The sequence below is a fragment of the Pseudomonas sp. 478 genome (assembly GCF_003254125.1).
Taxonomy (GTDB): domain Bacteria; phylum Pseudomonadota; class Gammaproteobacteria; order Pseudomonadales; family Pseudomonadaceae; genus Aquipseudomonas.
Window position 1 is genome coordinate 113,897 of record NZ_QKZG01000013.1, and the last position, 23,427, is coordinate 137,323.

23 protein-coding genes are annotated in these 23,427 nt (G+C 59.6%); 21 read left to right on the plus strand and 2 right to left on the minus strand.

The genetic code is table 11. The annotated features are described in order from the left end of the window. The first annotated feature begins 169 nt into the window (after window positions 1-169). The 4 genes from DFS28_RS24205 to DFS28_RS24220 are packed head-to-tail and all read left to right on the plus strand — an operon-like array spanning window position 170 to window position 4,528. A complete protein-coding gene (locus DFS28_RS24205) occupies window positions 170-640 on the plus strand; it encodes a (2Fe-2S)-binding protein (RefSeq protein WP_111451768.1) in 471 nt (156 codons plus the stop codon). Then, window positions 637-2,958: a xanthine dehydrogenase family protein molybdopterin-binding subunit gene (locus DFS28_RS24210; protein ID WP_111451769.1), complete on the plus strand. Its 2,322-nt coding sequence runs from the start codon at window positions 637-639 to the stop codon at window positions 2,956-2,958. Before DFS28_RS24205 ends, DFS28_RS24210 begins: the two co-directional genes overlap by 4 nt. After that, on the plus strand, window positions 2,958-3,941 hold the full coding sequence (locus tag DFS28_RS24215; RefSeq protein ID WP_111451770.1) for an XdhC family protein: 984 nt from the start codon (window positions 2,958-2,960) through the stop codon (window positions 3,939-3,941). Before DFS28_RS24210 ends, DFS28_RS24215 begins: the two co-directional genes overlap by 1 nt. After that, entirely contained in the window at window positions 3,938-4,528 is a 591-nt protein-coding gene (locus DFS28_RS24220; RefSeq protein WP_111451771.1) for an NTP transferase domain-containing protein, read from the plus strand. Before DFS28_RS24215 ends, DFS28_RS24220 begins: the two co-directional genes overlap by 4 nt. Before the next feature lie 243 nt (window positions 4,529-4,771). Here the strand turns inward: DFS28_RS24220 and rne are convergent, their stop codons facing one another. Next, window positions 4,772-7,984, minus strand: a complete 3,213-nt coding sequence (gene rne, locus DFS28_RS24225; RefSeq protein WP_111451772.1) for a ribonuclease E — start codon at window positions 7,982-7,984, stop codon at window positions 4,772-4,774. Window positions 7,985-8,684: 700 nt separating this feature from the next. Here rne and rluC point away from each other — a divergent pair. From rluC to DFS28_RS24245, 3 genes are read left to right on the plus strand one after another with little or no spacing between them, the layout of a single operon-like run. Further along, on the plus strand, window positions 8,685-9,647 hold the full coding sequence (gene rluC / locus DFS28_RS24235; protein WP_008152351.1) for a 23S rRNA pseudouridine(955/2504/2580) synthase RluC: 963 nt from the start codon (window positions 8,685-8,687) through the stop codon (window positions 9,645-9,647). Then, window positions 9,634-10,296, plus strand: a complete 663-nt coding sequence (locus DFS28_RS24240) for an HAD-IA family hydrolase (protein WP_111451774.1) — start codon at window positions 9,634-9,636, stop codon at window positions 10,294-10,296. The genes rluC and DFS28_RS24240 overlap by 14 nt, the downstream gene beginning before the upstream one ends. Window positions 10,297-10,320: 24 nt before the next feature. Further along, a complete protein-coding gene (locus tag DFS28_RS24245; RefSeq protein WP_111451775.1) occupies window positions 10,321-11,310 on the plus strand; it encodes a S49 family peptidase in 990 nt (329 codons plus the stop codon). Between the two features lie 56 nt (window positions 11,311-11,366). On the opposite strand, the gene DFS28_RS24250 is transcribed toward DFS28_RS24245, so the two are convergent. Further along, window positions 11,367-11,945, minus strand: a complete 579-nt coding sequence (locus DFS28_RS24250) for a nucleoside triphosphate pyrophosphatase (RefSeq protein WP_111451776.1) — start codon at window positions 11,943-11,945, stop codon at window positions 11,367-11,369. Window positions 11,946-12,051: 106 nt separating this feature from the next. Between DFS28_RS24250 and DFS28_RS24255 the strand changes: the two genes are divergently transcribed. The 14 genes from DFS28_RS24255 to DFS28_RS24320 all read left to right on the plus strand — a co-directional run bounded on the left by DFS28_RS24255 (window position 12,052) and on the right by DFS28_RS24320 (window position 23,288). Beyond that, window positions 12,052-12,579 carry a YceD family protein gene (locus tag DFS28_RS24255; protein ID WP_004371317.1) on the plus strand — a complete coding sequence of 176 codons (528 nt, stop codon included), beginning with the start codon at window positions 12,052-12,054 and terminating at the stop codon, window positions 12,577-12,579. A 13-nt stretch (window positions 12,580-12,592) separates the two neighbouring features. Beyond that, on the plus strand, window positions 12,593-12,775 hold the full coding sequence (gene rpmF, locus DFS28_RS24260) for a 50S ribosomal protein L32 (protein WP_008152339.1): 183 nt from the start codon (window positions 12,593-12,595) through the stop codon (window positions 12,773-12,775). 4 nt (window positions 12,776-12,779) lie between these two features. After that, window positions 12,780-13,790, plus strand: a complete 1,011-nt coding sequence (gene plsX, locus DFS28_RS24265; RefSeq protein WP_081757410.1) for a phosphate acyltransferase PlsX — start codon at window positions 12,780-12,782, stop codon at window positions 13,788-13,790. A gap of 124 nt (window positions 13,791-13,914) precedes the next feature. Further along, on the plus strand, window positions 13,915-14,853 hold the full coding sequence (gene fabD, locus DFS28_RS24270; RefSeq protein WP_008152335.1) for an ACP S-malonyltransferase: 939 nt from the start codon (window positions 13,915-13,917) through the stop codon (window positions 14,851-14,853). Between the two features lie 16 nt (window positions 14,854-14,869). Beyond that, window positions 14,870-15,613 carry a 3-oxoacyl-ACP reductase FabG gene (gene fabG, locus DFS28_RS24275; RefSeq protein ID WP_111451777.1) on the plus strand — a complete coding sequence of 248 codons (744 nt, stop codon included), beginning with the start codon at window positions 14,870-14,872 and terminating at the stop codon, window positions 15,611-15,613. Window positions 15,614-15,804: 191 nt separating this feature from the next. Beyond that, window positions 15,805-16,041: an acyl carrier protein gene (gene acpP / locus DFS28_RS24280; protein ID WP_003442511.1), complete on the plus strand. Its 237-nt coding sequence runs from the start codon at window positions 15,805-15,807 to the stop codon at window positions 16,039-16,041. A 110-nt stretch (window positions 16,042-16,151) separates the two neighbouring features. Next, entirely contained in the window at window positions 16,152-17,396 is a 1,245-nt protein-coding gene (gene fabF, locus DFS28_RS24285) for a beta-ketoacyl-ACP synthase II (RefSeq protein WP_111451778.1), read from the plus strand. Continuing rightward, window positions 17,396-18,211, plus strand: coding sequence for an aminodeoxychorismate lyase (gene pabC / locus DFS28_RS24290; protein ID WP_111451779.1), 816 nt, complete (start codon window positions 17,396-17,398; stop codon window positions 18,209-18,211). The genes fabF and pabC overlap by 1 nt, the downstream gene beginning before the upstream one ends. Before the next feature lie 3 nt (window positions 18,212-18,214). After that, on the plus strand, window positions 18,215-19,474 hold the full coding sequence (gene mltG / locus DFS28_RS24295) for an endolytic transglycosylase MltG (protein ID WP_111451780.1): 1,260 nt from the start codon (window positions 18,215-18,217) through the stop codon (window positions 19,472-19,474). A gap of 19 nt (window positions 19,475-19,493) precedes the next feature. Further along, on the plus strand, window positions 19,494-20,126 hold the full coding sequence (tmk, locus tag DFS28_RS24300) for a dTMP kinase (protein ID WP_111451781.1): 633 nt from the start codon (window positions 19,494-19,496) through the stop codon (window positions 20,124-20,126). Then, complete coding sequence (locus tag DFS28_RS24305; RefSeq protein ID WP_111451782.1) at window positions 20,119-21,108, plus strand: DNA polymerase III subunit delta'; 990 nt, start codon at window positions 20,119-20,121, stop codon at window positions 21,106-21,108. Before tmk ends, DFS28_RS24305 begins: the two co-directional genes overlap by 8 nt. Before the next feature lie 42 nt (window positions 21,109-21,150). After that, the gene (locus DFS28_RS24310) at window positions 21,151-21,507 is read left to right on the plus strand and encodes a PilZ domain-containing protein (protein ID WP_008152321.1); all 357 of its coding nucleotides are present in this window, start codon (window positions 21,151-21,153) and stop codon (window positions 21,505-21,507) included. A gap of 14 nt (window positions 21,508-21,521) precedes the next feature. Next, window positions 21,522-22,307 (plus strand): TatD family hydrolase, encoded by a 786-nt coding sequence (locus tag DFS28_RS24315; protein ID WP_111451783.1) that lies wholly within the window; start codon window positions 21,522-21,524, stop codon window positions 22,305-22,307. 342 nt (window positions 22,308-22,649) lie between these two features. After that, on the plus strand, window positions 22,650-23,288 hold the full coding sequence (locus DFS28_RS24320; protein ID WP_008152317.1) for a TetR/AcrR family transcriptional regulator: 639 nt from the start codon (window positions 22,650-22,652) through the stop codon (window positions 23,286-23,288). Window positions 23,289-23,427 lie beyond the last annotated feature (139 nt).

Genomic DNA, 23,427 nt, shown 5'->3' on the forward strand with positions numbered 1-23,427 from the left:
TAACTTAGCCACCTAACGATGCAAACGTTTGCTCCACCAAAGGCCCGATGCAGACGCTACCGTCCGTATAAGAGAGCCCATTTAGCCTGAGCCGATCTGCGTGATACCAACCGCCAACCCTGGGCGGCAGATTGCTCGACCCCATAACCAATAATATGCGGGCGTGCCCATGATTACCCTGAAGCTCAATGGTCAAGACCATCAACTCGATGTCACCGAGGACATGCCGCTGCTCTGGGCAATCCGCGACGTGGCCGGTTACAACGGCACCAAATTCGGCTGTGGTATGGGCCTGTGCGGTGCCTGCACCATCCATATCGACGGCGCCCCGGCGCGCAGTTGCATCACGCCGATCGGTTCAGTGGTCGGCCAGAACGTCACCACCATCGATAACCTGCACGCCGACCCGGTCGGGCAAGTCGTCCAGCAAGCCTGGCTCGAGACCGCCGTGGCCCAGTGTGGTTTCTGCCAGGGCGGGCAGATCATGTCCGCCACGGCGTTGCTCAAGACCAACCCGAACCCCAGCGACGAACAGATCGAAGAGGCGATGGTCGGCAACATTTGCCGCTGCGGCACGTACAACCGCATCAAGACCGCCATCCGCCAGGCATCCACTCACCTGAAGGAGGCTAAGGCATGAGCCAGTTACCGAATGATTTCGCGCTGAGCAACCTCAGTCGTCGCGGTTTCCTCAAAGGCGTTGGCGCCACCGGTGCGTTGGTTTTGGTGGCGAGTTGGGGCTGGCAAGATGCTTTGGCTGCGGAGAAAGAGAAGAAATTCGGCGCCGATGGCATGCCCAACGGCTGGATCGACGATCCAAAGGTTTACGTCAGCATTGCCGCTGACGGCAGGGTGACCGTGGTCTGCAACCGTTCGGAAATGGGCCAGGGTGTGCGCACCAGTCTGACGATGGTGGTGGCCGATGAACTGGACGCCGACTGGGCGATGATGAAGGTGCAACAGGCGCCGGGCGACGAAGTGCGCTTCGGCAACCAGGACACCGATGGCTCGCGCAGCATGCGCCACTGGTACGAGCCGATGCGTCGCTGCGGTGCTGCCGCGCGGACCATGCTTGAACAAGCCGCTGCCGAACAGTGGAAAGTGCCGGTCAGCGAATGCCATGCGCAATTGCATAAAGTCATCCATAAACCGAGCGGTCGTGAGCTGGGTTACGGCGCCTTGGCCGCCGCGGCCGGTGCGTTGGCAGTGCCGGCGCGTGACAGCCTGCGGCTCAAGCAGCCGTCGGAGTTCCGCTACATCGGCAAGGAAGGCACCAAGGCCATCGACGGTGCCGACATCGTCAATGGCCGCGCCATTTACGGTGCAGACGTTCATTTCGATGGCATGCTCTACGCCACCATTGCACGCCCTGCGGTGTACGGCGGCAAGGTCAAGTCCGTCGACTCCAGTGCCGCGATGAAAGTCCCGGGCGTGATCAAGGTCGTGCAGATCGAAGGCCATCCGCTGCCGTCGGAGTTTCAGCCATTGGGCGGCGTGGCCGTGGTCGCCAGTAATACCTGGGCGGCGATCAAGGGCCGTGAAGCGCTGAAAATCGAGTGGGATGATGGCCCTAACGCCAGTTACGACTCGATCGCCTACCGCAAGGAAATTGAGGCCGCCTCCCTCAAACCCGGCAAAGTGGTGCGCAATACCGGCAGCATCGACGAAGCCATGGGCGGCGCCGACAGCACGCTCGAAGCGTCCTATTACCTGCCGCACCTGACGCAAGCCCCCATGGAGCCGATGGTCGCCATCGCCCGCTTCAAGGACGGTGTGTGCGAAGCCTGGGCCCCAAGCCAGGCCCCCCAAGTCACCCGCGAACGCATTGGCGAGCGCCTCGGCATTACGTTCGATAACGTCACCTTTAACGTCACTTTGCTGGGCGGCGGTTTCGGGCGTAAATCCAAACCGGACTTCATCATCGAAGCGGCCATCCTCGCCAAGGAATTCCCCGGCAAGGCCGTGCGGGTGCAATGGACCCGTGAAGACGACATCCACTGCTCCTATTTCCACACGGTGTCGGCCGAGTACCTGAAAGCCAGCCTGAACAAGGATGGCCTGCCGTCCGGCTGGTTGCACCGCACCGTGGCGCCGAGCATCACCGCGTTGTTTGCGCCGGGCATGAACCACGAGGCGGCTTTCGAACTGGGCATGGGCTTCACCAACATGGCTTACGCGATCCCCAACGTGCGCCTGGAAAACCCGGAAGCGGCGATTCACACCCGGGTCGGCTGGTATCGCTCGGTGTCGAATATTCCTCACGGTTTTGCGATTCAGAGCTTTGTCGATGAACTGGCGCACAAGGCCGGCCAGGATCCGCTCAAGTACCAGATCAAATTGCTGGGCCCGGACCGGCAGATCGATCCGCGCACCTTGAGTGAAGAGTGGAACTACGGCGAATCCCCCGAGCGTTATCCGATCGATACCGCGCGGATGCGCACGGTGCTGGAAACCGCTGCCAAAGCCGCCGGTTGGGGTCGTGAGTTACCCAAGGGCCGAGGTTTGGGGCTGGCGGTGCATTACAGCTTCGTGACCTATGTGGCGGCGGTGATCGAGGTTGAAGTCAAAGACGACGGCACGCTGATCGTGCACAAGGCCGACATCGCAGTGGATTGCGGTCCGCAGATCAACCCCGAGCGGATTCGCTCGCAGTTCGAAGGCGCCTGTGTCATGGGGCTGGGCAACGCGGTGCTGGGGGAAATCAGCTTCAAGGACGGTAAGGTCCAGCAGGACAACTTCCACATGTATGAAGTGGCGCGCATGTCCCTGGCGCCGAAGGAAGTCGCGGTTCATCTGGTCACGCCGCCAGGCAATGTGCCACTGGGCGGTGTCGGTGAACCGGGCGTGCCACCGATTGCGCCAGCACTGTGCAACGCAATCTTTGCCGCCACCGGCAAGCGCATCCGCAACTTGCCGGTTCGCTATCAGCTGCAAGGTTGGCAGAAGGCACAAGCCTGATGGACAGCGTCGATCTGAACGTCCTGCGCAGCGTGCTCGAATGGCGCCGCGCCGGTCAGCGGGTGGTGTTGTACAGCGTGGTCCAGACCTGGGGCACCGCGCCGCGGGCACCTGGCGCCATGCTGGCGTTGCGTGAAGATGGTGTGGTGATTGGCTCGGTGTCCGGTGGTTGTGTCGAAGACGATTTGATTGCCCGGCTGCATGACGGTCGGATTCCCGCCGATGGGCCGCCGGTGCAGTTGATCACTTACGGCGTCACCCGTGAGGAGGCGGCACGCTTCGGTTTGCCGTGCGGCGGCACCTTGCGCCTGACCGAGGAGCGGGTCGGCGATCCGGCTTGGGTCGCCGAGTTGCTGGCGCGCTGCGAGGAACATGAAATCGTGGCTCGCTCACTCAGTGTCGAGACGGGTGAAGTCACGCTGCAAGCGGCTGACAAGACGGATGTCCTGACGTTCGATGGCAAGACGCTACGGGCCATTTACGGCCCGCGTTGGCGGCTGTTGCTGATCGGTGCGGGGCAGTTGTCCCGGTATGTCGCCGAAATGGCACGGCTGCTGGATTTCGAAGTGCTGATCTGCGATCCGCGCACCGAGTTCGTTTACGGCTGGGAAGAGCAGCACGGGCGATTTGTTTCGGGTATGCCCGATGACGCGGTACTCAGCATCCAGACTGACGAGCGAACGGCCATCGTCGCACTGACCCACGATCCTCGACTCGATGACATGGCGCTGCTGACGGCGCTGGACTCCAGGGCGTTTTATGTCGGTGCGCTGGGGTCGCGGGTCAACAGCTTGAAGCGCCGGGACAATCTGGCTCAGCTAGGCTTGTCACAAGAGGCTATCGCTCGGCTGCACGGTCCGATCGGTTTGCACATTGGCAGCCACACACCGGCGGAAATCGCTTTGTCGCTGCTGGCCGAAATTGTCGCGATCAAGAACGGTGTCGAGCTCAAGCAGAAGAAGCTGTTGCAGGAGGGCGTATGAGCGAACCCATCGGCGTCATTGTGCTGGCAGCGGGGCAGGGCCGTCGGTTTCGACAGGAGGCCGGTGCCGAGCGGGACAAGCTGGTGGCGGATTGCACGGGGCGCGACGGCGCTGTGCATTCGATGATCGAGCAAGTGCTGGTGAATTTGCCGGCGTCTCTTGAGAAGCGCGTCCTGGTGACCACGGTGGATCGACCGCAAGTGATCCGCATGGCCAAGGCTTATGGTTGCGAAATTGTGCTGATTGAATCGACCGGCATGGGCGACAGCATCGCGGCCGGGGTGGCGGCGTGTCCGCAGCTCAGTGGCTGGCTGATTGTGCTGGGGGACATGCCGTTCATCTTGCCGTCGAGCATCGAGCGGGTAGTGGCGAGTATGGCCGACGATTGCATCAGCGTGCCGGTGCATGAAGGCGAGTTCGGGCACCCGGTGGGATTTGGGCGCAGCTTTGGTCCGGCGTTAATGGCGTTGTCCGGCGATCGAGGGGCCAAGGCGTTGTTCGCGCAGGCGAGAGTAGTCGAGGTGGTCGTGGACGATCCTGGGGTGTTGTGGGATGTGGATGTGCCGGAGAAATTGACCTTCCAGTAGCCTCGGAACAGATCCCCTGTGGGAGCGAGCCTGCTCGCGATAGCGTTCGATCAGCTTGCATAAGTATCGAATGTTAAACCGCCATCGCGAGCAGGCTCGCTCCCACAGAGAGTGATATTTGCGGTGTCTAGTCCTGAATAAGGTTTACACCTTCTGGTTTCTCATCAGGAAGGTGCAATGGACACGGGCATAAAAAAAGCCCCGCCTGGATCACCAGGCGGGGCTTTTTAGTGGCCGATGGAATCAGACGAGAGGTTTAGGCTCGTGTTCTTTTTCCAGGGCTTGCTCGTGTTGCTCTACCGCTTCCTGAACGGAGCGCGGTGCTTCTTCGATCACCGATTCAGCGGGTTCGGCAGCAGCGACTTCAGCAGCCGGGGCAGGTGCTGCCTCGACGACTTCAGCGACAACCGGTGCTGGTTCGACAGCCGCTGGAGCAGCAGCGGCAGCCAGTTCGGCTTCCTTCTGCAGACGTTCCTCTTCACGCTTGCGACGACGCACTTCTCGTGGGTCGTTCGGCGCACGGCCACTTGGCGTCAGGGCGCTGACAGGGGCGGCTTCGACTTGCGGTGCGGCCACTTCGGCAACAACCGGCGCTTCAACCACCGGAGCAGGCTCGGCAGCAGCAACCACTGGCTCGGACACCTTGGCCTCGGCTTCTGGCACTTCGGCGACGGGTGGCTCGGCAACCCAGTTGAACGCCGTTTGCTCTTCGCGAACTTCACGGACAGCTTCGGTTACTGTTTCGCTAGTTGTTTCGGCAGCCGGTTCTGCGGCAACTACTGGCTCAGCGGCAGCTTCGAATACAGGCTGTGCTTCACGAACCGGGGCCACTTCGATTTCCGGAGCGGCGGTGGCTTCGACCGGAGTCGTTGCTTCAACCACTGGCGCTTCCACTGGAGCCGTTTCCAGGGTGGCGGCAGTTGCGCGTTCGGCTTGCTCGTTAGCCTGTGCTTCGGCTGGAGCGCTGATCACGGTGCTGGCAACAGCTGCGGTAACAGCCAGGCCGGCGGCCAGATCGGCTGCGCTTGGCGCTTCGCTGGTTTCGGCAGCTTCATTACCTTCGGCGGACTCGGATTCTTCCGAACCTTCGATCACGTTACCGTTGGCATCGCGTTGACGCTCGCGACGGTTGCTGCGACGACGCTGGCCACGGGAGCGGCGGCGTGGGCGTTCGCCTTCGGCGCCGTCCTGACCGTCTTCCTGCAGTTGCTCTTCGTTGGTAACCAGTTCTTCTTCAGCTACAGCGGCAGCGGCTTGGGCTTGCTCGGCACGTGGCTGACGTTCTTCACGCGGTGGTCGTGGAGCACGTTCTTCACGTGGCTGACGAGCCGGACGCTCTTCAACGGCAGCAGCGGTAGCAGCGGCGGCCGGAGCGGCATCCAGAGGCTCGCGCAGTTCACGAACCGGACGCTCTTCACGATCGCCACGTGGCTTGCGATCTTCGCGAGGAGCGCGCGGTGCACGTTCTTCACGAGGTGCGCGTGGTGCGCGCTCTTCACGTGGAGCGCGTTCTTCGCGGGCGACTGCTACTGCTGGCGTTTCCTCGCGGGCTTCGCGTGGCTCACGTGGTGCGCGCTCTTCACGCGGTGCACGTTCCTCGCGAGGCTTGCGTTCTTCATCGCGGCGACCGTTACGGTTGCGGCTCTGCTGACGACCGTTGCGACGCTCTTCGTTGCGGGCCGGACGCTCGGTGGTTGCCGGTTTTTCAACCACCACCGGAGCAGCAGGCTCTTCCTTGGTCGCGAACAGGCTGACCAGCGACTTCACCAGGCCTTTGAACAGGCTTGGCTCTGGCGCGGCGACCGGTGCGGCAACAGGAGCGGCAGCGACGACTTCGGTCGGAACCGGAGCGTTGGCGCGGGCCGGAGCTGTCTTGACCGCGGCTTCCTGGCGAACCAGGGTGCGGGTCGCAGCGGCTGGCTGGACTTCTTCGACTTCGGCAGCGGCAGCAGCGATTTCGTAGCTGGACTGGCCGACTGCGGCTTCCGGGCTGTCATCGCGCAAACGCTGCACTTCGAAGTGCGGCGTTTCGAGGTGATCGTTCGGCAGAATGACGATGCGGGCACGGGTGCGCAGTTCGATCTTGGTGATCGAGTTGCGTTTTTCGTTGAGCAGGAACGCGGCGACCGGGATCGGCACCTGGGCACGAACTTCGGCAGTGCGGTCTTTCAGGGCTTCTTCTTCGATCAGGCGCAGAATCGCCAGCGACAGCGATTCAACGTCACGGATGATGCCGGTGCCGTTGCAACGCGGGCAAACGATGCCGCTGCTTTCGCCCAGCGATGGACGCAGGCGCTGACGGGACATTTCCAACAGGCCGAAGCGCGAGATGCGACCGACTTGCACGCGAGCGCGGTCGGCTTCCAGGCATTCGCGGACTTTCTCTTCCACGGCGCGCTGGTTCTTGGCAGGGGTCATGTCGATGAAGTCGATGACGATCAGGCCGCCGATGTCGCGCAAGCGCAACTGACGGGCGATTTCTTCGGCGGCTTCAAGGTTGGTCTGCAGAGCGGTTTCTTCGATGTCGCTGCCTTTGGTGGCGCGCGCCGAGTTGATGTCGATGGACACCAGGGCTTCGGTCGGATCGATAACGATGGAACCACCGGAAGGCAGTTCAACGACGCGCTGGAAAGCGGTCTCGATCTGGCTTTCGATCTGGAAACGGTTGAACAGCGGAACGCTGTCTTCGTAGAGCTTGATCTTGCTGGCGTACTGCGGCATCACCTGGCGGATGAACGTCAGGGCTTCGTCCTGGGCTTCAACGCTGTCGATCAGCACTTCGCCGATGTCCTGGCGCAGGTAATCGCGGATGGCGCGGATGATCACGTTGCTTTCCTGGTAGATCAGGAACGGCGCGGAGCGATCCAGCGAGGCTTCTTTGATGGCGGTCCAGAGTTGCAGCAGGTAGTCGAGGTCCCACTGCATTTCTTCGCTGCTGCGGCCCAGGCCGGCAGTGCGAACGATCAGGCCCATGTCGGCTGGAGCAACCAGGCCGTTCAGGGCTTCACGCAGTTCGTTGCGCTCTTCACCTTCGATGCGACGGGAAATACCGCCGGCACGCGGATTGTTCGGCATCAGAACCAGGTAACGACCGGCCAGGCTGATGAAGGTGGTCAGGGCTGCGCCCTTGTTGCCACGTTCTTCTTTTTCGACCTGAACGATGACTTCCTGGCCTTCGCTCAGGACGTCCTTGATATTGACGCGGCCTTCGGGGGCTTTCTTGAAGTATTCGCGGGAGATTTCTTTGAGGGGCAGGAAGCCGTGGCGCTCAGAGCCGAAATCGACAAAGGCAGCCTCAAGGCTTGGTTCGATGCGAGTAATCCGGCCTTTATAGATGTTGGCCTTTTTCTGCTCGCGTGCACCGGATTCGATGTCCAGGTCGTAGAGGCGTTGGCCATCTACCAGTGCAACACGCAACTCTTCGGGTTGAGTTGCGTTAATCAGCATTCTTTTCATGTAGTACCGTCGGTTTCCGGGCTGCCGGAAACGGCGTTCGGCACACACGACTTCTCATGGTCGGTGTCAGGTGCGTCAGGAGTGGTTGGACACTCCAGTGTCTAGCGATGGCGGCCAATGTGGGCCGGCGTCGCGACGTACGCGTCCTGCTTGCTGTGGCTACTTAAGCACTCAGTCAGGAGGAGGAATCAACCAGCGGCTGTGGACGAGATGAAGCGTCTTGATAAAGCCTATTGCTACACAGTCCAGCGGTTGTGCATCTCCACCCTACACGTATCCCTGATAATTCGGGTGCTGCCGCGCGCAGAATCCGCAGCGGGTTGGCATTTACCGTGAGCTCCGAAAGGGGAGGTCACGCATCATGGCTAATTTAGGCGTTGTTTCCGAAGCGTTCGCTCGGGGTTGTTCGTAGCTGACTGCACTTTGTGAACTGGCCGTGAATATTTGCTCGCAAGGCGAGTGAAAACTCTGCTTTGCGGCATGCTTCAGGCCTCATGTCACCTGCGCTCGTTACAACTGCGAACTCTACCGTTTCGTAGCGAAAGCCCCGTAGGACGGCCTCTCGTCCTCGTGAATTGCGTTGGTCAGGGCCGGTTTTTGACCGTTAGTCCGCTGTCCAGGCCACTTTTGGCGGCGTTCGCGACTATAGCAGCAATGATTAAGTGCTTCAATTCCATAAAAAATTGTTATCATCCGCACCATGACGACTACTGCCCCTTCGACCCCAGCCGTACAACTGCTGGAGGTCTCGCCGGAATATGCCGGCCAACGTATTGATAACTTCCTTCTCGCTCGGCTCAAAGGCGTGCCCAAGACCTTGATTTACCGCATTTTGCGCAAAGGCGAAGTGCGAGTGAACAAAGGTCGGATCAAGCCCGAATACAAGCTGCAGGCGGGCGATATCGTGCGCGTGCCGCCGGTTCGCGTGCCTGAGCGCGACGAACCTGTGCCGCTGGCACAAGGCCTGCTGCAGCGCCTCGAAGCCTCGATTGTGTTCGAGGACAAGGCGTTGATCGTGATCAACAAGCCTTGCGGTATCGCGGTTCACGGCGGCAGCGGCTTGACTTACGGGGTGATCGAAGCCTTTCGTCAGTTGCGCCCCGATTGCAAGGAGCTCGAGCTGGTTCACCGTCTCGACCGTGACACCTCCGGCCTGCTGATGATCGCCAAGAAGCGCAGCATGCTGCGTCACTTGCACACGGCATTGCGCGGCGATGGCGTCGACAAGCGCTACATGGCGCTGGTTCGCGGCAACTGGGCGGCCTCGATCAAGCAGGTCCGGGCGTCGCTCGGCAAGAGCAATCTGCGCTCCGGCGAGCGCATGGTCGAGGTCGACGAGGAGGAGGGCAAGGAGTCCGTGACCGTGTTCAAGGTCCTGCGTCGTTTCGGCGACTTTGCCACCCTGATCGAAGCCAAACCGATTACTGGCCGGACTCACCAGATCCGCGTCCACACCTTGCACGCCGGGCATTGCATCGCCGGTGACACCAAGTACGGCGATGAAGGCTTCAGCAAAGAGATTCGTGACCTGGGCGGAAAGCGCCTGTTCCTGCACGCCTACCTGCTGACCGTGCCGTTGCCTGATGGCGGTGAGCTGAAGTTGCAGGCGCCGGTCGACGAGATGTGGGCCAAAACCGTGGAGCGCCTGAGTGCACCCATCTGATTACAAGCTGCTGATTTTCGATTGGGACGGCACGCTCGCCGACTCCATTGGTCGGATTGTCGAGTCGATGCATGTCGCGTCCGAGCGCTCCGGTTTTCAGTTGCGCGATGATTTTGCCGTCAAGGGCATCATCGGTCTTGGCTTGCCGGAAGCGATTCGCACGTTGTATCCGGAAATTGGTGGCGACGAACTGGTGGCCTTCCGTCAGTACTATGCTGATCACTACATCGCCTCGGAAGCCGTGCCATCGCCGTTGTTCGAAGGTGTGGTCGAGTCGATGGAAGCGTTTCGTGCCGAGGGTTATCACTTGGCGGTCGCGACCGGCAAGGCTCGTCGCGGTCTGGATAGGGTGCTGAAGTCTCACGGCTGGGAAGATTATTTCGATATCACCCGCGCGGCCGACGAAACCGCCAGCAAACCCCATCCGTTGATGCTTGAGCAGATCCTCGCTCACTGCGAGGTTCGCCCGGAGCAGGCGCTGATGGTGGGCGATTCGTCCTTTGACTTGCAGATGGCACGTAATGCCAGCATGGATTCGGTGGCCGTCAGCTATGGTGCGCAATCGATCGAAGCGTTGAAATTATTCGAGCCGGTATTGGCTATTAATCGTTTTTCAGAATTGCGTGCCTGGCTGAGTCAGCGGGCTTAATAGGTTTTTGCTGGGGTAAATGTCATGACCGACGAATGGAAAGCGCCCGCCAAGGCGAGCGCAGAGAGCGGTGACGAGAAAAGCTGGAAGCTGCTGGAAAAAACCTTGCTGGCCAGCGTGCAGGAGCAGCGTCGGTCCCGTCGCTGGGGGATTTTCTTCAAGCTGCTGACCTTTGTGTACCTGTTTGGCTTGTTGATCCTGTTCTCGCCTTTGATGGACATGGAAAAAGCTGCCACCCGCAGTGGCAATTACACTGCGCTGATCGATGTGACCGGCATGATCGCCGACAAGGAGCCTGCCAGCGCTGACAACATTGTCGGCAGTCTGCGTGCAGCGTTCGAGGACGATAAGGTCAAGGGTGTCATCCTGCGAATCAACAGTCCGGGCGGCAGTCCGGTGCAGTCGGGCTACGTCTATGACGAGATCCGCCGTTTGCGCGGCCTGCATCCAGACACCAAGCTTTACGCGGTGATCTCGGATTTGGGTGCTTCCGGCGCTTATTACATCGCCAGTGCGGCGGATCAGATCTACGCCGACAAGGCGAGCCTGGTGGGTTCCATTGGTGTGACGGCGGCCGGTTATGGCTTTGTCGGGACGATGGAGAAGCTGGGTGTCGAGCGTCGCACTTACACCTCCGGCGAGCATAAATCGTTCCTCGATCCGTTCCAGCCGCAGAAGCCTGAAGAAACTCTGTTCTGGCAGGGCGTGCTCGATACCACTCATCAGCAGTTCATCAGCAGCGTCAAGAAAGGTCGTGGCGACCGCCTCAAGGACAAGGAACATCCGGAGTTGTTCTCAGGGTTGGTCTGGTCGGGCGAGCAGGCGTTGCCGCTGGGCCTGATCGATGGTCTGGGGAATGCCAGTTCGGTGGCGCGTGATGTGATCGGCGAGAAAGAGTTGGTGGATTTCACCGTTCAGGAATCGCCCTTCGACCGCTTCTCGAAAAAACTCGGTGCCAGCGTGGCTGAACATCTGGCGATGTGGATGGGCTTTCAGGGGCCTTCGTTGCGCTGATTTTCTGGCTGCATAAAAAAACCGGCTTTTGCCGGTTTTTTTAAGTCAAAAGATCTTTAAGGTATCTGCACACCTTCGGCCAGTAACATGTCCACCAGGCGAATCAATGGCAGGCCGATTAGGCTGGTGGCGTCAGGGCCTTCGGTGCTTTGAAACAGGCTCACCCCCAAGCCTTCGGCTTTGAAGCTGCCAGCGCAGTCGTAGGGCTGCTCAGCGCGCAGGTAGCGTTCGATGCGCGCCTCATCGAGCGTGCGCATGTGCACGGTGAACGGCACGCAGTCGACCTGGCATTCACCCGTCTGGCTGTTGAGCAGCGCCAGGCCGGTAAGGAAGGTCACACTGGCGCCGCTCGAAGCCAGCAATTGTTCGCGGGCTTTTTCTAAGGTGTGCGGTTTGCCGATAATCCGATCGCCAAGTACCGCGACCTGGTCGGAGCCGATAATCAGGTGAGCGGGGTGGCTGCTGGCCAGCGCGCGTGCTTTTTCCTCGGCGAGGCGCTTTACCAGCACGACGGCAGACTCGCCCGATCGGTGGCTTTCGTCGATATCCGGCGAGCTGCAGGTAAACGGCAGCTGCAAGCGGGCCAGCAATTCCCGGCGATAAACCGAGCTAGAAGCGAGTAATAAAGGCAGCATGCGCATCTCCAAAAGGCAGGGGCGAATTCTAGCGGAGGCTTGCAAGTGACGGACAGGGCTGAATTTCCTTTGACATGGCTGGGGGCATCCCTATAATGCTGCGCCTATGTTGAATGACCCGATTCCACCTCACGTTGACCCGCGCAAATTGGCTGATCGTGGCACCACCCTTCAAGGTGAACTGCTGCTGGCCGATTTGGAGAGACTCTGCGACCCGCTTTCCGACACTGTCGGTACGGTGCAGGCTAAATTCGTTTTTGAACGAGATGAACGTAAGTCTGTGGTAATCCACAGTTTTATCGACACCGAAGTCAAAATGGTTTGCCAGCGTTGTCTTGAGCTGGTCACCCTGCCGATCCATAGCGAATGCAGTTATGCTGTGGTGAAGGAGGGTGCGAATACCCAGTCGTTGCCGAAAGGTTATGACGTGCTGGAACTGGGCGAAGATCCATTGGATCTGCAGTCACTGATCGAGGAGGAGCTTCTGCTCGCCTTGCCCATTGTGCCTGCTCATCATCCGGAAGAATGCCAGCAGCCGGCGGGTCTCGATGAGCCCGAACCGAGCGAGGACGAGGTAACGCGGTCCAACCCGTTCAGTGTATTGGCGCAGTTAAAGCGTGACCCAAACGTTTAGGAGTTAATCAATTATGGCTGTTCAGCAGAACAAAAAATCCCGCTCTGCCCGTGACATGCGTCGTTCGCACGACGCCCTGACGGCAAGCACTCTGTCTGTAGAAAAAACCACCGGTGAAATTCACCTGCGTCACCACGTATCGCCAGAAGGCGTATACCGTGGCCGTAAAGTGATCGACAAGGGCGCTGACGAGTAATCACTTGTCTGCTCAAGTCATCGCGATTGACGCAATGGGCGGGGACTTCGGTCCCCGCAGCATTGTTCAGGCCAGCCTTGCTTGCCTGTCTGCTACGCCCTCGCTGCACCTGACCCTCGTCGGTCAACCCTCCCTTCTTGAAGAATTGCTCTCTGGCCAATCGGCTGTGGATCGCTCGCGCCTGTCGATTGCGCCGGCGTCTGAAGTCATCACCATGGACGAAAAGCCTGCCCAGGCCCTGCGCGGCAAGCCCGACTCGTCGATGCGCGTGGCGCTGGAGTTGCTGCGAGACGGCAAGGTGCAGGCTTGTGTCAGTGCCGGCAATACCGGTGCGCTGATGGCGCTGTCGCGGTTTGTGCTCAAGACCTTGCCGGGCATTGATCGGCCGGCGATGGTGGCGGCGATTCCGACGCAGAAGGGTTATTGCCAGTTGCTCGACCTGGGCGCCAATGTCGATTGCAGCGCCGAGCATCTGTTGCAGTTCGCTGTGATGGGGTCGGTGGCGGCGGAAACCCTGGGCATCGTTCGTCCGCGAGTGGCGCTACTGAATATTGGCACCGAAGACATCAAGGGTAATCAGCAGGTCAAGCTGGCTGCAACATTGTTGCAAAGTGCTCGTGGTATCAACTACATCGGCTTTGTCGAGGGTGACGGTGTGTACCGTGGCGAGGCGGATGTGGTGGTCTGTGACGGTTTTGTCGGCAATATCCTGCTCAAATCCAGCGAAGGCCTGGCGACCATGATTGCCGCGCGCATCGAAGCCTTGTTCAAGAAAAACCTTGCGTCGAAAGTGGTCGGTGCTCTGGCATTGCCGCTGATGAAGCGCTTGCAGGCTGATTTGGCGCCTGCGCGGCATAACGGCGCAAGCTTCCTCGGGTTGCAGGGGATTGTGGTGAAAAGCCATGGTTCGGCGGGGGTTCAGGGCTTCCAGAGTGCGATTCAGCGTGCCTTGATCGAGATCCAGGAAAACCTGCCGGAACGTATTCATGGTCGCCTGGAGGATTTGTTGCTTTAGGCGTTTTCGTCGGACAATGCTTAAATGTGACCGCTCAGTTCAATTTGCCATCCAACTGTCAGTTTCTTGCGTCCCCAAGCGGGACGTCAATTCTCCGACGACAAGATCATTAGGGGCTTGTTACATGTCTGCTTCCCTCGCATTCGTCTTTCCGGGACAGGGTTCGCAGTCCCTCGGCATGCTGGCCGAGTTGGGCGCACAACATCCGGTTGTCCTCGAAACATTCAAAGAAGCTTCCGATGCTCTGGGTTACGACTTGTGGGCACTGACCCAGCAAGGGCCGGAAGAGCAACTCAATCAAACCGATAAAACCCAGCCGGCCATTCTGACCGCCTCGATTGCCTTGTGGCGTCTATGGCTGGCTGAAGGCGGCGCGCGTCCGGCTTATGTTGCCGGTCACAGCCTGGGCGAATACAGCGCTCTGGTCGCTGCAGGCAGCCTGAGCCTGGGCGACGCGGTGAAGCTGGTTGAGCGCCGTGGTCAGTTGATGCAGGAAGCCGTTCCGGCCGGGCAAGGTGGCATGGCTGCCATTCTCGGTCTGGACGATGCTGATGTGCTGGCAGCCTGTGCCGAAGCGGCTCAAGGCGAAGTGGTCAGTGCGGTCAACTTCAACTCCCCTGGCCAGGTGGTCATCGCCGGTGCCAAGGCAGCGGTCGAGCGTGCCATCGAAGGCTGCAAGGCTCGTGGTGCCAAGCGCGCCATGCCGTTGCCGGTCAGCGTGCCGTCCCATTGCGAGCTGATGCGTCCGGCGGCCGAGCGTTTCGCCGAGTCGATCGCAGCGATCGACTGGCAGGCGCCGCAGATTCCAGTGGTTCAGAACGTCAGCGCCACTGTGCCGGCTGATCTGGAAACCCTCAAGCGCGATCTGCTCGAGCAGCTTTACAAGCCTGTACGCTGGGTCGAATCGGTTCAGGCGCTGGCCGCCAAAGGTGCTACCCAGTTGGTCGAGTGCGGCCCAGGCAAAGTGCTGGCAGGCCTGAACAAGCGTTGCGCCGAAGGCGTGTCGACATCCAACCTCAATACCCCCGACGCCTTCGCTGCCGCTCGCGCAGCGTTGGCCTGAATCAGGAGAAGCCTGCATGAGTCTGCAAGGTAAAGTTGCACTGGTCACTGGCGCGAGCCGCGGTATCGGCCAGGCTATCGCCCTGGAACTGGGTCGTCAGGGCGCCATCGTTATCGGCACCGCGACGTCTGCCTCGGGTGCCGAGCGCATTGCGGCAACCCTGGCGGAAAACGGGATTCAAGGCACTGGCCTGGAACTCAATGTCACCAGCGACGAATCCGTTGCGGCAGTACTGGCGAGCATTACATCGCAGTTCGGTGCGCCGGCGATCCTGGTCAATAATGCCGGTATCACCCGCGATAATCTGATGATGCGCATGAAAAATGACGAATGGCATGACGTCGTTGATACCAATCTGAACAGTCTGTTCCGCCTGTCCAAGGGTGTTTTGCGCGGTATGACCAAAGCCCGTTGGGGACGAATTATCAGTATTGGCTCGGTTGTGGGTGCCATGGGCAACGCAGGCCAAGTAAACTACGCAGCCGCCAAGGCCGGTCTGGAAGGTTTCAGCCGTTCATTGGCGCGTGAAGTCGGTTCGCGTTCGATTACGGTAAACTCGGTGGCCCCTGGGTTCATCGACACCGATATGACCCGCGAACTGCCCGAGGCACAGCGTGAAGCCTTGCAGACGCAGATTCCGCTGGGTCGTCTGGGACAAGCTCAAGAGATCGCGTCTGTGGTCGCTTTTCTTGCATCCGACGGTGCGGCTTACGTTACTGGGGCTACAATCCCGGTGAACGGCGGGATGTACATGAGTTAAATGTGACGGATTGCTTCAAAAAAATGTCATACGAGCTGTCTAAAATCCGTTATAAAGCTGCAATCTATTTATAGGCAGAGGGTCGTCGGGTTTGAGGAGTGAAGCTTTCAGTTGAAAAACTGAAAAGTCTTTCTATACACTTACCCACTGGCCAGCTGCCTGAATTTGTCCATTAGGAGTGAAAACAAGGTATGAGCACCATCGAAGAGCGCGTCAAGAAAATCGTTGCTGAGCAACTGGGCGTTAAAGAAGAAGAAGTGGTCAACACTGCTTCCTTCGTTGAAGACCTGGGTGCCGACTCCCTTGACACCGTTGAGCTGGTGATGGCTCTGGAAGAGGAATTCGAGACCGAAATCCCTGACGAAGAAGCTGAGAAGATCACTACTGTACAAGCTGCAATCGATTACGTTACTAACCACCAGGCTTAATAGCTTGTAATCGTTGCTTGCTGTCATGGAAAAACCGCACTGCCATCACGGCGTGCGGTTTTTTCCTTTAGGCCTGATGCAAAGTCGTCATTTGAAAAAAGGAGAGTGCTGTGTCGCGTAGACGCGTCGTAGTCACCGGTATGGGTATGTTGTCGCCACTGGGCACGGATGTGCCGAGCAGTTGGCAGGGCATTCTGGCTGGCCGCAGTGGCATTGGTCTGATCGAACACACCGACCTTTCTGCCTATTCCACCCGTTTTGGCGGCTCGGTAAAGGGCTTCAATGTCGAGGAATACCTGTCGGTCAAGGAAGCTCGCAAGCTCGACCTGTTCATTCAATACGGTCTGGCCGCAGGTTTTCAGGCAGTTCGTAACGCCGGTCTGGAAGTCACCGACGCCAACCGTGAGCGCATCGGCGTGGCCATGGGTTCGGGTATTGGCGGGCTGACCAATATCGAAGAAACCAGCCGCACGCTGCATGATTCCGGCCCACGACGGATTTCTCCGTTTTTCGTGCCTGGCTCGATCATCAATATGATTTCCGGTTTCCTGTCCATCCATCTGGGCGCACAGGGACCTAACTACGCCATCGCCACCGCGTGTACCACCGGTACGCACTGCATCGGCATGGCGGCACGCAACATCATGTACGACGAAGCCGACGTGATGATTGCCGGCGGCGCTGAAATGGCAGCTTGCGGTCTGGGCATGGGCGGCTTCGGTGCCTCGCGCGCGCTGTCGACCCGCAACGACGAACCGACCCGCGCCAGCCGTCCATGGGACAAGGGCCGTGATGGCTTCGTGCTCTCCGACGGTGCCGGCGCTCTGGTTCTGGAAGAACTGGAACACGCCAAGGCCCGTGGCGCGACGATCTACGCCGAGCTGATCGGCTTTGGCACCAGTGGCGATGCCTACCACATGACTTCGCCTCCGGCCGATGGTGCAGGTGCTGCACGTTGCATCACCAATGCGCTGCGCGATGCCAAGATCAATGGCGATCAGGTTCAGTACATCAACGCCCACGGCACCTCGACGTCGGCCGGCGACCTTGCGGAAGCCCGTGCGATCAAGTCGGTATTTGGCGATCACGCTTACAAACTGGCGGTCAGTTCGACCAAGTCCATGACCGGTCACCTGCTGGGTGCGGCGGGCGCGGTCGAGGCGATCTTCAGTGTGCTGTCGATCAACAGCCAGGTAGCGCCACCGACCATCAACCTTGATGAGCCGGACGAAGGTTGCGACCTCGATTTCGTACCGCATACCGCGCGCAATATGGATATCGATGTGGTGCTGTCCAACTCCTTCGGGTTTGGCGGTACCAATGGCTCGCTGGTATTCCGCCGGTTCGCTGACTGATGGACAGCTGGGTCGACGGTCAACCGGCTGACGCTTTGTCGCTGAAGGATCGCGGCCTGGCTTACGGTGATGGTCTGTTCGAGACCATCGCTGTACACAACGGCAGTCCAGTGCTGCTGGATCGGCATATGGTGCGTTTGGTCAAGGGTTGCCAGCGCTTGGCAATTAATCTCGATCATGCGGCTGTCTGCACAGAGTTACTGACCTATGCCCAAGCGTTGGGCGAAGGTGTGCTCAAGCTCATCGTCACGCGTGGCGAGAGCGCGCGCGGTTATGCGCCCGATCCTTCGGCTCAGGCACGCCGCATCATGCTGGGCAACCCTCCTGCGGTTTATCCTGCTGCCAATGCGGAGCAGGGCGTTCGCCTGTTCCCCTGTGCGACGCGGCTTTCCAGGCAGCCTCTGCTTGCCGGACTCAAGCACCTGAACCGTCTTGAGCAGGTTATCGCCCGCTCCGAATGGCAAGACACCGATCATGCCGAAGGCTTGATGCTCGATCAGGCCGGACGCGTCATTGAAGGCGTGTTCAGCAATCTGTTCCTGATCCGCGATGGCGTGCTGATCACGGCTGATTTGAAGCGCTGCGGCGTGGCCGGCGTGATGCGTGCCGAATTATTGTTTCAAGCCGAGTCATTGGGGATTCCCACGCAAATCACCGATATCACCCTCGATCAGCTGCAATGGGCTGATGAAGTCTTTGTCTGCAACAGCGTGTATGGCATTTGGCCGGTGCGCGCCTATGCCGCACTGAGCTGGCCGGTTGGTCCGCTCACCCGTAAACTCCAAACCATTGCCCGCGCGCTACTGGATGCTTGATACGTGAGACGTAAATTCTTGCTGCTGCTGGAAACCGGATTGGTTCTGGCAGGGCTGTGTCTGGGCGCTTCTGCCTGGAAAATCCATTCGGCGCTGGAACAGCCGCTGAACATCACCCAGGAAGAGCTGCTGGAAGTGCCCAAAGGCACGACACCGACCCGCACCTTCTATCGACTCGAAGCCGATGGCGTCATCAAGGACGCTTTCTGGCTGCGGGTGTATTGGCGCTTCAATCTCGCCAAGCAACCGTTGCACAAGGGCGAGTACCGCATGCAGCCCGGCATGACCGTCGAAGGCCTGATTGACCTGTGGAAACGCGGGGAAATGGTTCAGTACAGCCTGACTCTGGTCGAGGGCTGGAATTTCCATCAGGTCCGCGCTGCTCTGGCCAAGGATGAAAAACTCGAAAAGACCCTCGACGGTTTGAGTGACAGCGAGGTGATGGACAAACTCGGTCACAGCGGGATTTTTCCGGAAGGGCGATTCTTCCCTGACACCTATCGCTTCGTGCGCGGCATGACCGATGTCGAGCTGCTGAAAAAAGCTTACGACCGTCTTGATGAAGTCCTCGCCAAGGAGTGGAGCCAGCGCGCCGCTGACGTGCCTTACACCGAACCCTATCAGGCGCTGATCATGGCCTCGCTGGTGGAGAAGGAAACCGGCGTGCCGCAGGAGCGCGGGCAAATCGCTGGCGTGTTTGTACGGCGTATGGAAATGGGCATGTTGTTGCAGACTGATCCGACCGTGATCTACGGCCTCGGTGATCGTTACAACGGCAAATTGACTCGCGCCCACCTCAAGGAACCGACGCCGTACAACACCTACGTGATTTCGGGACTGCCGCCGACCCCGATCGCCATGGTCGGCCGCGAAGCGATTCATGCAGCGCTGAACCCGGTGGCGGGCAATAGCCTCTATTTCGTTGCGCGTGGTGATGGCAGCCACGTGTTCTCCGATGATCTGGACGCGCACAATAACGCTGTGCGTGAGTTCCAGATCAAGCGCCGTGCCGACTATCGCTCCAGTCCGGCGCCAACCACTGCGCCAGAGGCGGCGGATGAGCAGGCACCGATTCCGGCGGCTTCGCCCGACACAGTCCTCGAGGTTGTGCCGCAAGTGCCGTCGCAAGAGCCTGCTCAGACGGCGCCACCAGAGCCGCAAGCGCCTGACCCGTCGCCATCTCCGGAGCCGGCGCAAGAACCCGCTCAAGAACCCGCAGCCGCGCCCGAACCGAATGCAGCCGCGCCGCAAAGCCCGCAATGACTCTGACTAAGGACTGCCTGTGACTGGCTTGTTTATTACCCTGGAAGGCCCGGAAGGGGCCGGCAAGAGCACCAATCGCGAATACCTGGCCGAGCGCCTGCGCGCCGCGGGTATCGAGGTCGTGCTGACTCGCGAACCAGGCGGCACGCCGTTGGCCGAGCGGATCCGCGAAGTGTTGCTGGCGCCGGTTGACGAAGTCATGAACCCCGACACCGAGTTGCTGTTGGTGTTCGCCGCGCGAGCCCAGCATCTGGCCGCGGTGATTCGTCCGGCACTGGCCCGCGGTGCTGTGGTCTTGTGTGATCGCTTTACCGATTCGACCTATGCCTATCAGGGGGGCGGTCGCGGCCTGTCGCTGGAGCGCATCGCGACGCTGGAAGCCTTCGTCCAGGGCGATCTGCGCCCGGACCTGACGTTGATTTTCGATCTGCCGGTGGAAGTGGGCCTGGCCCGCGCCAGTGCTCGCGGTCGCCTGGATCGCTTCGAACTCGAAGGCCGAACCTTTTTTGATGCGGTGCGCAGTGCTTTCCTCAAACGTGCTGAAGCGGATCCTGCGCGTTATGTCCTGGTCGATGCCGCCCAGCCGTTGGCGCAGGTTCAGCAGGCACTGGATGCTTTGCTGCCGCGTCTGCTGGAGTTGACCCGTGGCTGAAGCCTATCCGTGGCAGGACAGTCTCTGGCAGCAGTTGGCCGGTCGCAAACAACATGCCCACGCCTATCTGCTCCATGGCCCGGCCGGGATCGGCAAGCGTGCACTGGCTGAGCGCTTGATGGCCAGTTTGTTGTGTCAGCGGCCGAGCGCCGCCCACGATGCTTGCGGCGAATGCAAATCCTGCTTGTTGCTCAAGGCCGGCAGTCACCCCGACAACTACATTCTGGAACCGGAAGAAGCCGATAAGGCGATCAAGGTCGATCAGGTTCGTGATCTGGTCAGCTTCGTGGTTCAGACCGCGCAGATGGGCGGTCGCAAAGTGGTGCTGATCGAGCCGGCCGAGTCGATGAACATCAACGCCGCCAACGCCTTGCTCAAAAGCCTTGAAGAACCGTCCGGTGATACGGTGTTGCTGCTGGTCAGTCACCAGACCAGTCGTTTGCTGCCGACGATCAAGAGTCGCTGCCAGCAGCAGGCCTGTCCGCTGCCGAGCGAAGCCATGAGTCTTGCGTGGCTGGCGAAAGCTTTGCCGGATTGCTCGGAAGAAGAGCGCATCGAGTTGCTGACCCTGGCCGCCGGTTCGCCACTGGCCGCCGTCAACTTGCAGACCCAGGGCGTGCGCGAGCAGCGGGCGCTGGTGGTCGATGGCGTGAAAAAGTTACTCAAGCAACAACAGTCGCCGACGCAACTGGCCGAAGGCTGGAATGCGATTCCGCTGTTGCTGCTGTTCGACTGGTTCTGCGACTGGTCGAGCCTGATCCTGCGCTATCAGCTGACTCAGGATGAAGAAGGGCTGGGATTGGCGGACATGCGCAAGGTGATTCAGTACCTGGCGCAGAAAGCCGGCCAGGACAAAGTCCTGAATATTCAGGACTGGATTCTCGCCCAGCGCCAGAAAGTGATGAGCAAAGCCAACCTCAATCGGGTGTTGTTGCTGGAGGCGCTGTTGGTGCAATGGGTGGGTTTGCCTACCCAGAAGTGACCGACTGTGCCTAGACTCTGAGCATCTGCAACGGAGGTCAGCATGAATGAACTCGTCAATCCGGGGCCGCGAAACGGCATTTTGTCCCTGACGATCAAGGACAAGTCCGTGCTTTACGCGGCCTACATGCCGTTCATCAAGAACGGTGGCCTGTTTATCCCGACCAACAAGAGTTACAAGTTGGGCGATGAGGTATTCATGCTGTTGCACCTGATGGACGAGCCGGAGAAGATTCCGGTCGCCGGCAAGGTCACCTGGATCACCCCCAAAGGTGCGCAGGGCAACCGGGCCGCCGGCGTCGGCGTACAATTCAACGAAGGCGACAATACCGCGCGCAGTCGAATCGAAACCCATCTGGCCGGAGCCCTGAAGTCCGACCGTCCCACTCATACGATGTAAGTTGCAGCCCTTTTATGCTCGTAGATTCCCATTGCCACCTTGATCGCCTCGACCTCGCCGCCCACGACGGCTCCCTGGATGCTGCACTGGATGCGGCCCGTCAGCGCGGGGTAGGGCACTTTCTGTGTATCGGCGTCAGCGTCGAGAATGCTGCCGACGTCAAAGCCCTGGCCGAACGTTACGACGACGTCGACTGTTCGGTTGGCGTGCATCCGCTGGACGTGCAACCGGGCGCCGCGCCAGCACTGGATTGGCTGTTGCGCGAGCTCAACCACCCGCGTGTGGTCGCGATCGGTGAAACGGGCCTGGATTATTACTACGAGCCGGAAGCGGCAGAGTTGCAGCAGGAGTCGTTTCGCCTGCATCTGCAAGCGGCACAGCAGACGGGCAAACCGGTGATCATCCACACCCGTGGTGCCCGCGCCGATACGTTGAACCTCCTGCGTGAAGCGGCGCTGCCCCAGGCGGGCGTGCTGCATTGCTTTACCGAAGACTGGGACATGGCCAAAGCGGCGCTGGACATGGGGTATTACATTTCCTTGTCCGGGATTGTCACTTTCCGCAATGCCGATGCTCTGCGTGACGTGGCCAGTAAAGTGCCGGCGGACCGATTGCTGGTGGAAACCGACTCGCCTTACCTGGCGCCGATCCCTCATCGCGGCAAGCCGAACCTGCCGCAGTACGTGCGCGACGTAGCGGAATTTCTGGCAATGTTGCGAGGTGAGCCCTACGAGCGGTTTGCCGAGCAAACCACCGAGAACTTCAAGCGCCTGTTTCCGTTGGCGCATGTGAAAGGCTAAATCGCAGGCAAAAAAAACCCGGGTTCTGGGGGGTGAATCCGGGTTAAGACCATTAGGAGTAAAACAAAGGCACGCGGTCCGTTGGTACCTATATCGGCGCAACACTTGGGGGAGATGTCCCGCCGACAGTTGAAGTATTGATCAGTATTGCGCCGAGTCCAGTTTGCCGGCGCCGGTTTTTAAACAAATTTGGAATACGGGCGCTTCGGTTGAGTTCTCATTCATCTGCGAGGCTGCCGGAATTCATCAAGAAACACATATATGGTCGGATGATCCGTGCATTTTTGCGCAAGTTAGGCATAATACGCGGCTTCGAATTTTGACCCCTACAGACCTTTTCTTATGCATAAAGAACCTCGTAAGGTCCGTGAGTTTCGTCGCCGCGAGCAAGAAATTCTCGATACCGCGCTCAAGCTGTTCCTCGATCAAGGTGAAGACAGTGTCACCGTCGAGATGATTGCTGATGCCGTCGGTATCGGCAAAGGCACGATCTACAAGCACTTCAAATCCAAGGCCGAGATCTATCTGCGCCTGATGCTCGATTACGAGCGCGATTTGAACGAGCTGTTGCATTCGGCCGATGTCGACAAGGACAAGGAAGCCCTGTCCCGGGCCTACTTCGAATTCCGCATGCGCGACCCTCAACGCTATCGGTTGTTCGATCGCCTGGAAGAAAAGGTGGTCAAGGGCAATCAGGTGCCGGAGATGGTCGAGGAGCTGCACAAGATTCGTGCCTCGAACTTCGAACGTCTGACCCTGCTGATCAAGGGCCGGATCAGCGAAGGCAAACTCGAAGACGTTCCGCCTTACTTCCATTACTGCGCATCCTGGGCGCTGGTGCACGGCGCCGTGGCGCTGTATCACTCGCCGTTCTGGAGCAATGTGCTGGAAGATCAGGAAGGTTTCTTCCAGTTCCTGATGGATATCGGCGTACGCATGGGCAACAAACGCAAGCGCGATACCGACACCCCGAGCAGCTGAACCATTCAGTTGCCTTATTGCGCCATGATTTCGCTACGTGGTGCAGTACCGCAGGAATATACTCAGGCATAGGACTTGCTAAAACTTGATTTGTGAGTCAAGTTTTAGCGGTCCGAATATTCTTCCGCCGGAGTAGTCC

Bases quoted from the DNA above. Each gene is read 5' to 3' on its own strand.
- DFS28_RS24205 (WP_111451768.1), top strand. From the start codon at position 170: ATGATTACCCTGAAGCTCAATGGTCAAGACCATCAACTCGATGTCACC.
- DFS28_RS24210 (WP_111451769.1), top strand. From the start codon at position 637: ATGAGCCAGTTACCGAATGATTTCGCGCTGAGCAACCTCAGTCGTCGC.
- DFS28_RS24215 (WP_111451770.1), top strand. From the start codon at position 2,958: ATGGACAGCGTCGATCTGAACGTCCTGCGCAGCGTGCTCGAATGGCGC.
- DFS28_RS24220 (WP_111451771.1), top strand. From the start codon at position 3,938: ATGAGCGAACCCATCGGCGTCATTGTGCTGGCAGCGGGGCAGGGCCGT.
- rne (WP_111451772.1), bottom strand. From the start codon at position 7,984: ATGAAAAGAATGCTGATTAACGCAACTCAACCCGAAGAGTTGCGTGTT.
- rluC (WP_008152351.1), top strand. From the start codon at position 8,685: ATGACGACTACTGCCCCTTCGACCCCAGCCGTACAACTGCTGGAGGTC.
- DFS28_RS24245 (WP_111451775.1), top strand. From the start codon at position 10,321: ATGACCGACGAATGGAAAGCGCCCGCCAAGGCGAGCGCAGAGAGCGGT.
- DFS28_RS24250 (WP_111451776.1), bottom strand. From the start codon at position 11,945: ATGCTGCCTTTATTACTCGCTTCTAGCTCGGTTTATCGCCGGGAATTG.
- DFS28_RS24255 (WP_004371317.1), top strand. From the start codon at position 12,052: ATGTTGAATGACCCGATTCCACCTCACGTTGACCCGCGCAAATTGGCT.
- rpmF (WP_008152339.1), top strand. From the start codon at position 12,593: ATGGCTGTTCAGCAGAACAAAAAATCCCGCTCTGCCCGTGACATGCGT.
- fabD (WP_008152335.1), top strand. From the start codon at position 13,915: ATGTCTGCTTCCCTCGCATTCGTCTTTCCGGGACAGGGTTCGCAGTCC.
- fabG (WP_111451777.1), top strand. From the start codon at position 14,870: ATGAGTCTGCAAGGTAAAGTTGCACTGGTCACTGGCGCGAGCCGCGGT.
- acpP (WP_003442511.1), top strand. From the start codon at position 15,805: ATGAGCACCATCGAAGAGCGCGTCAAGAAAATCGTTGCTGAGCAACTG.
- pabC (WP_111451779.1), top strand. From the start codon at position 17,396: ATGGACAGCTGGGTCGACGGTCAACCGGCTGACGCTTTGTCGCTGAAG.
- DFS28_RS24310 (WP_008152321.1), top strand. From the start codon at position 21,151: ATGAATGAACTCGTCAATCCGGGGCCGCGAAACGGCATTTTGTCCCTG.
- DFS28_RS24315 (WP_111451783.1), top strand. From the start codon at position 21,522: ATGCTCGTAGATTCCCATTGCCACCTTGATCGCCTCGACCTCGCCGCC.
- DFS28_RS24320 (WP_008152317.1), top strand. From the start codon at position 22,650: ATGCATAAAGAACCTCGTAAGGTCCGTGAGTTTCGTCGCCGCGAGCAA.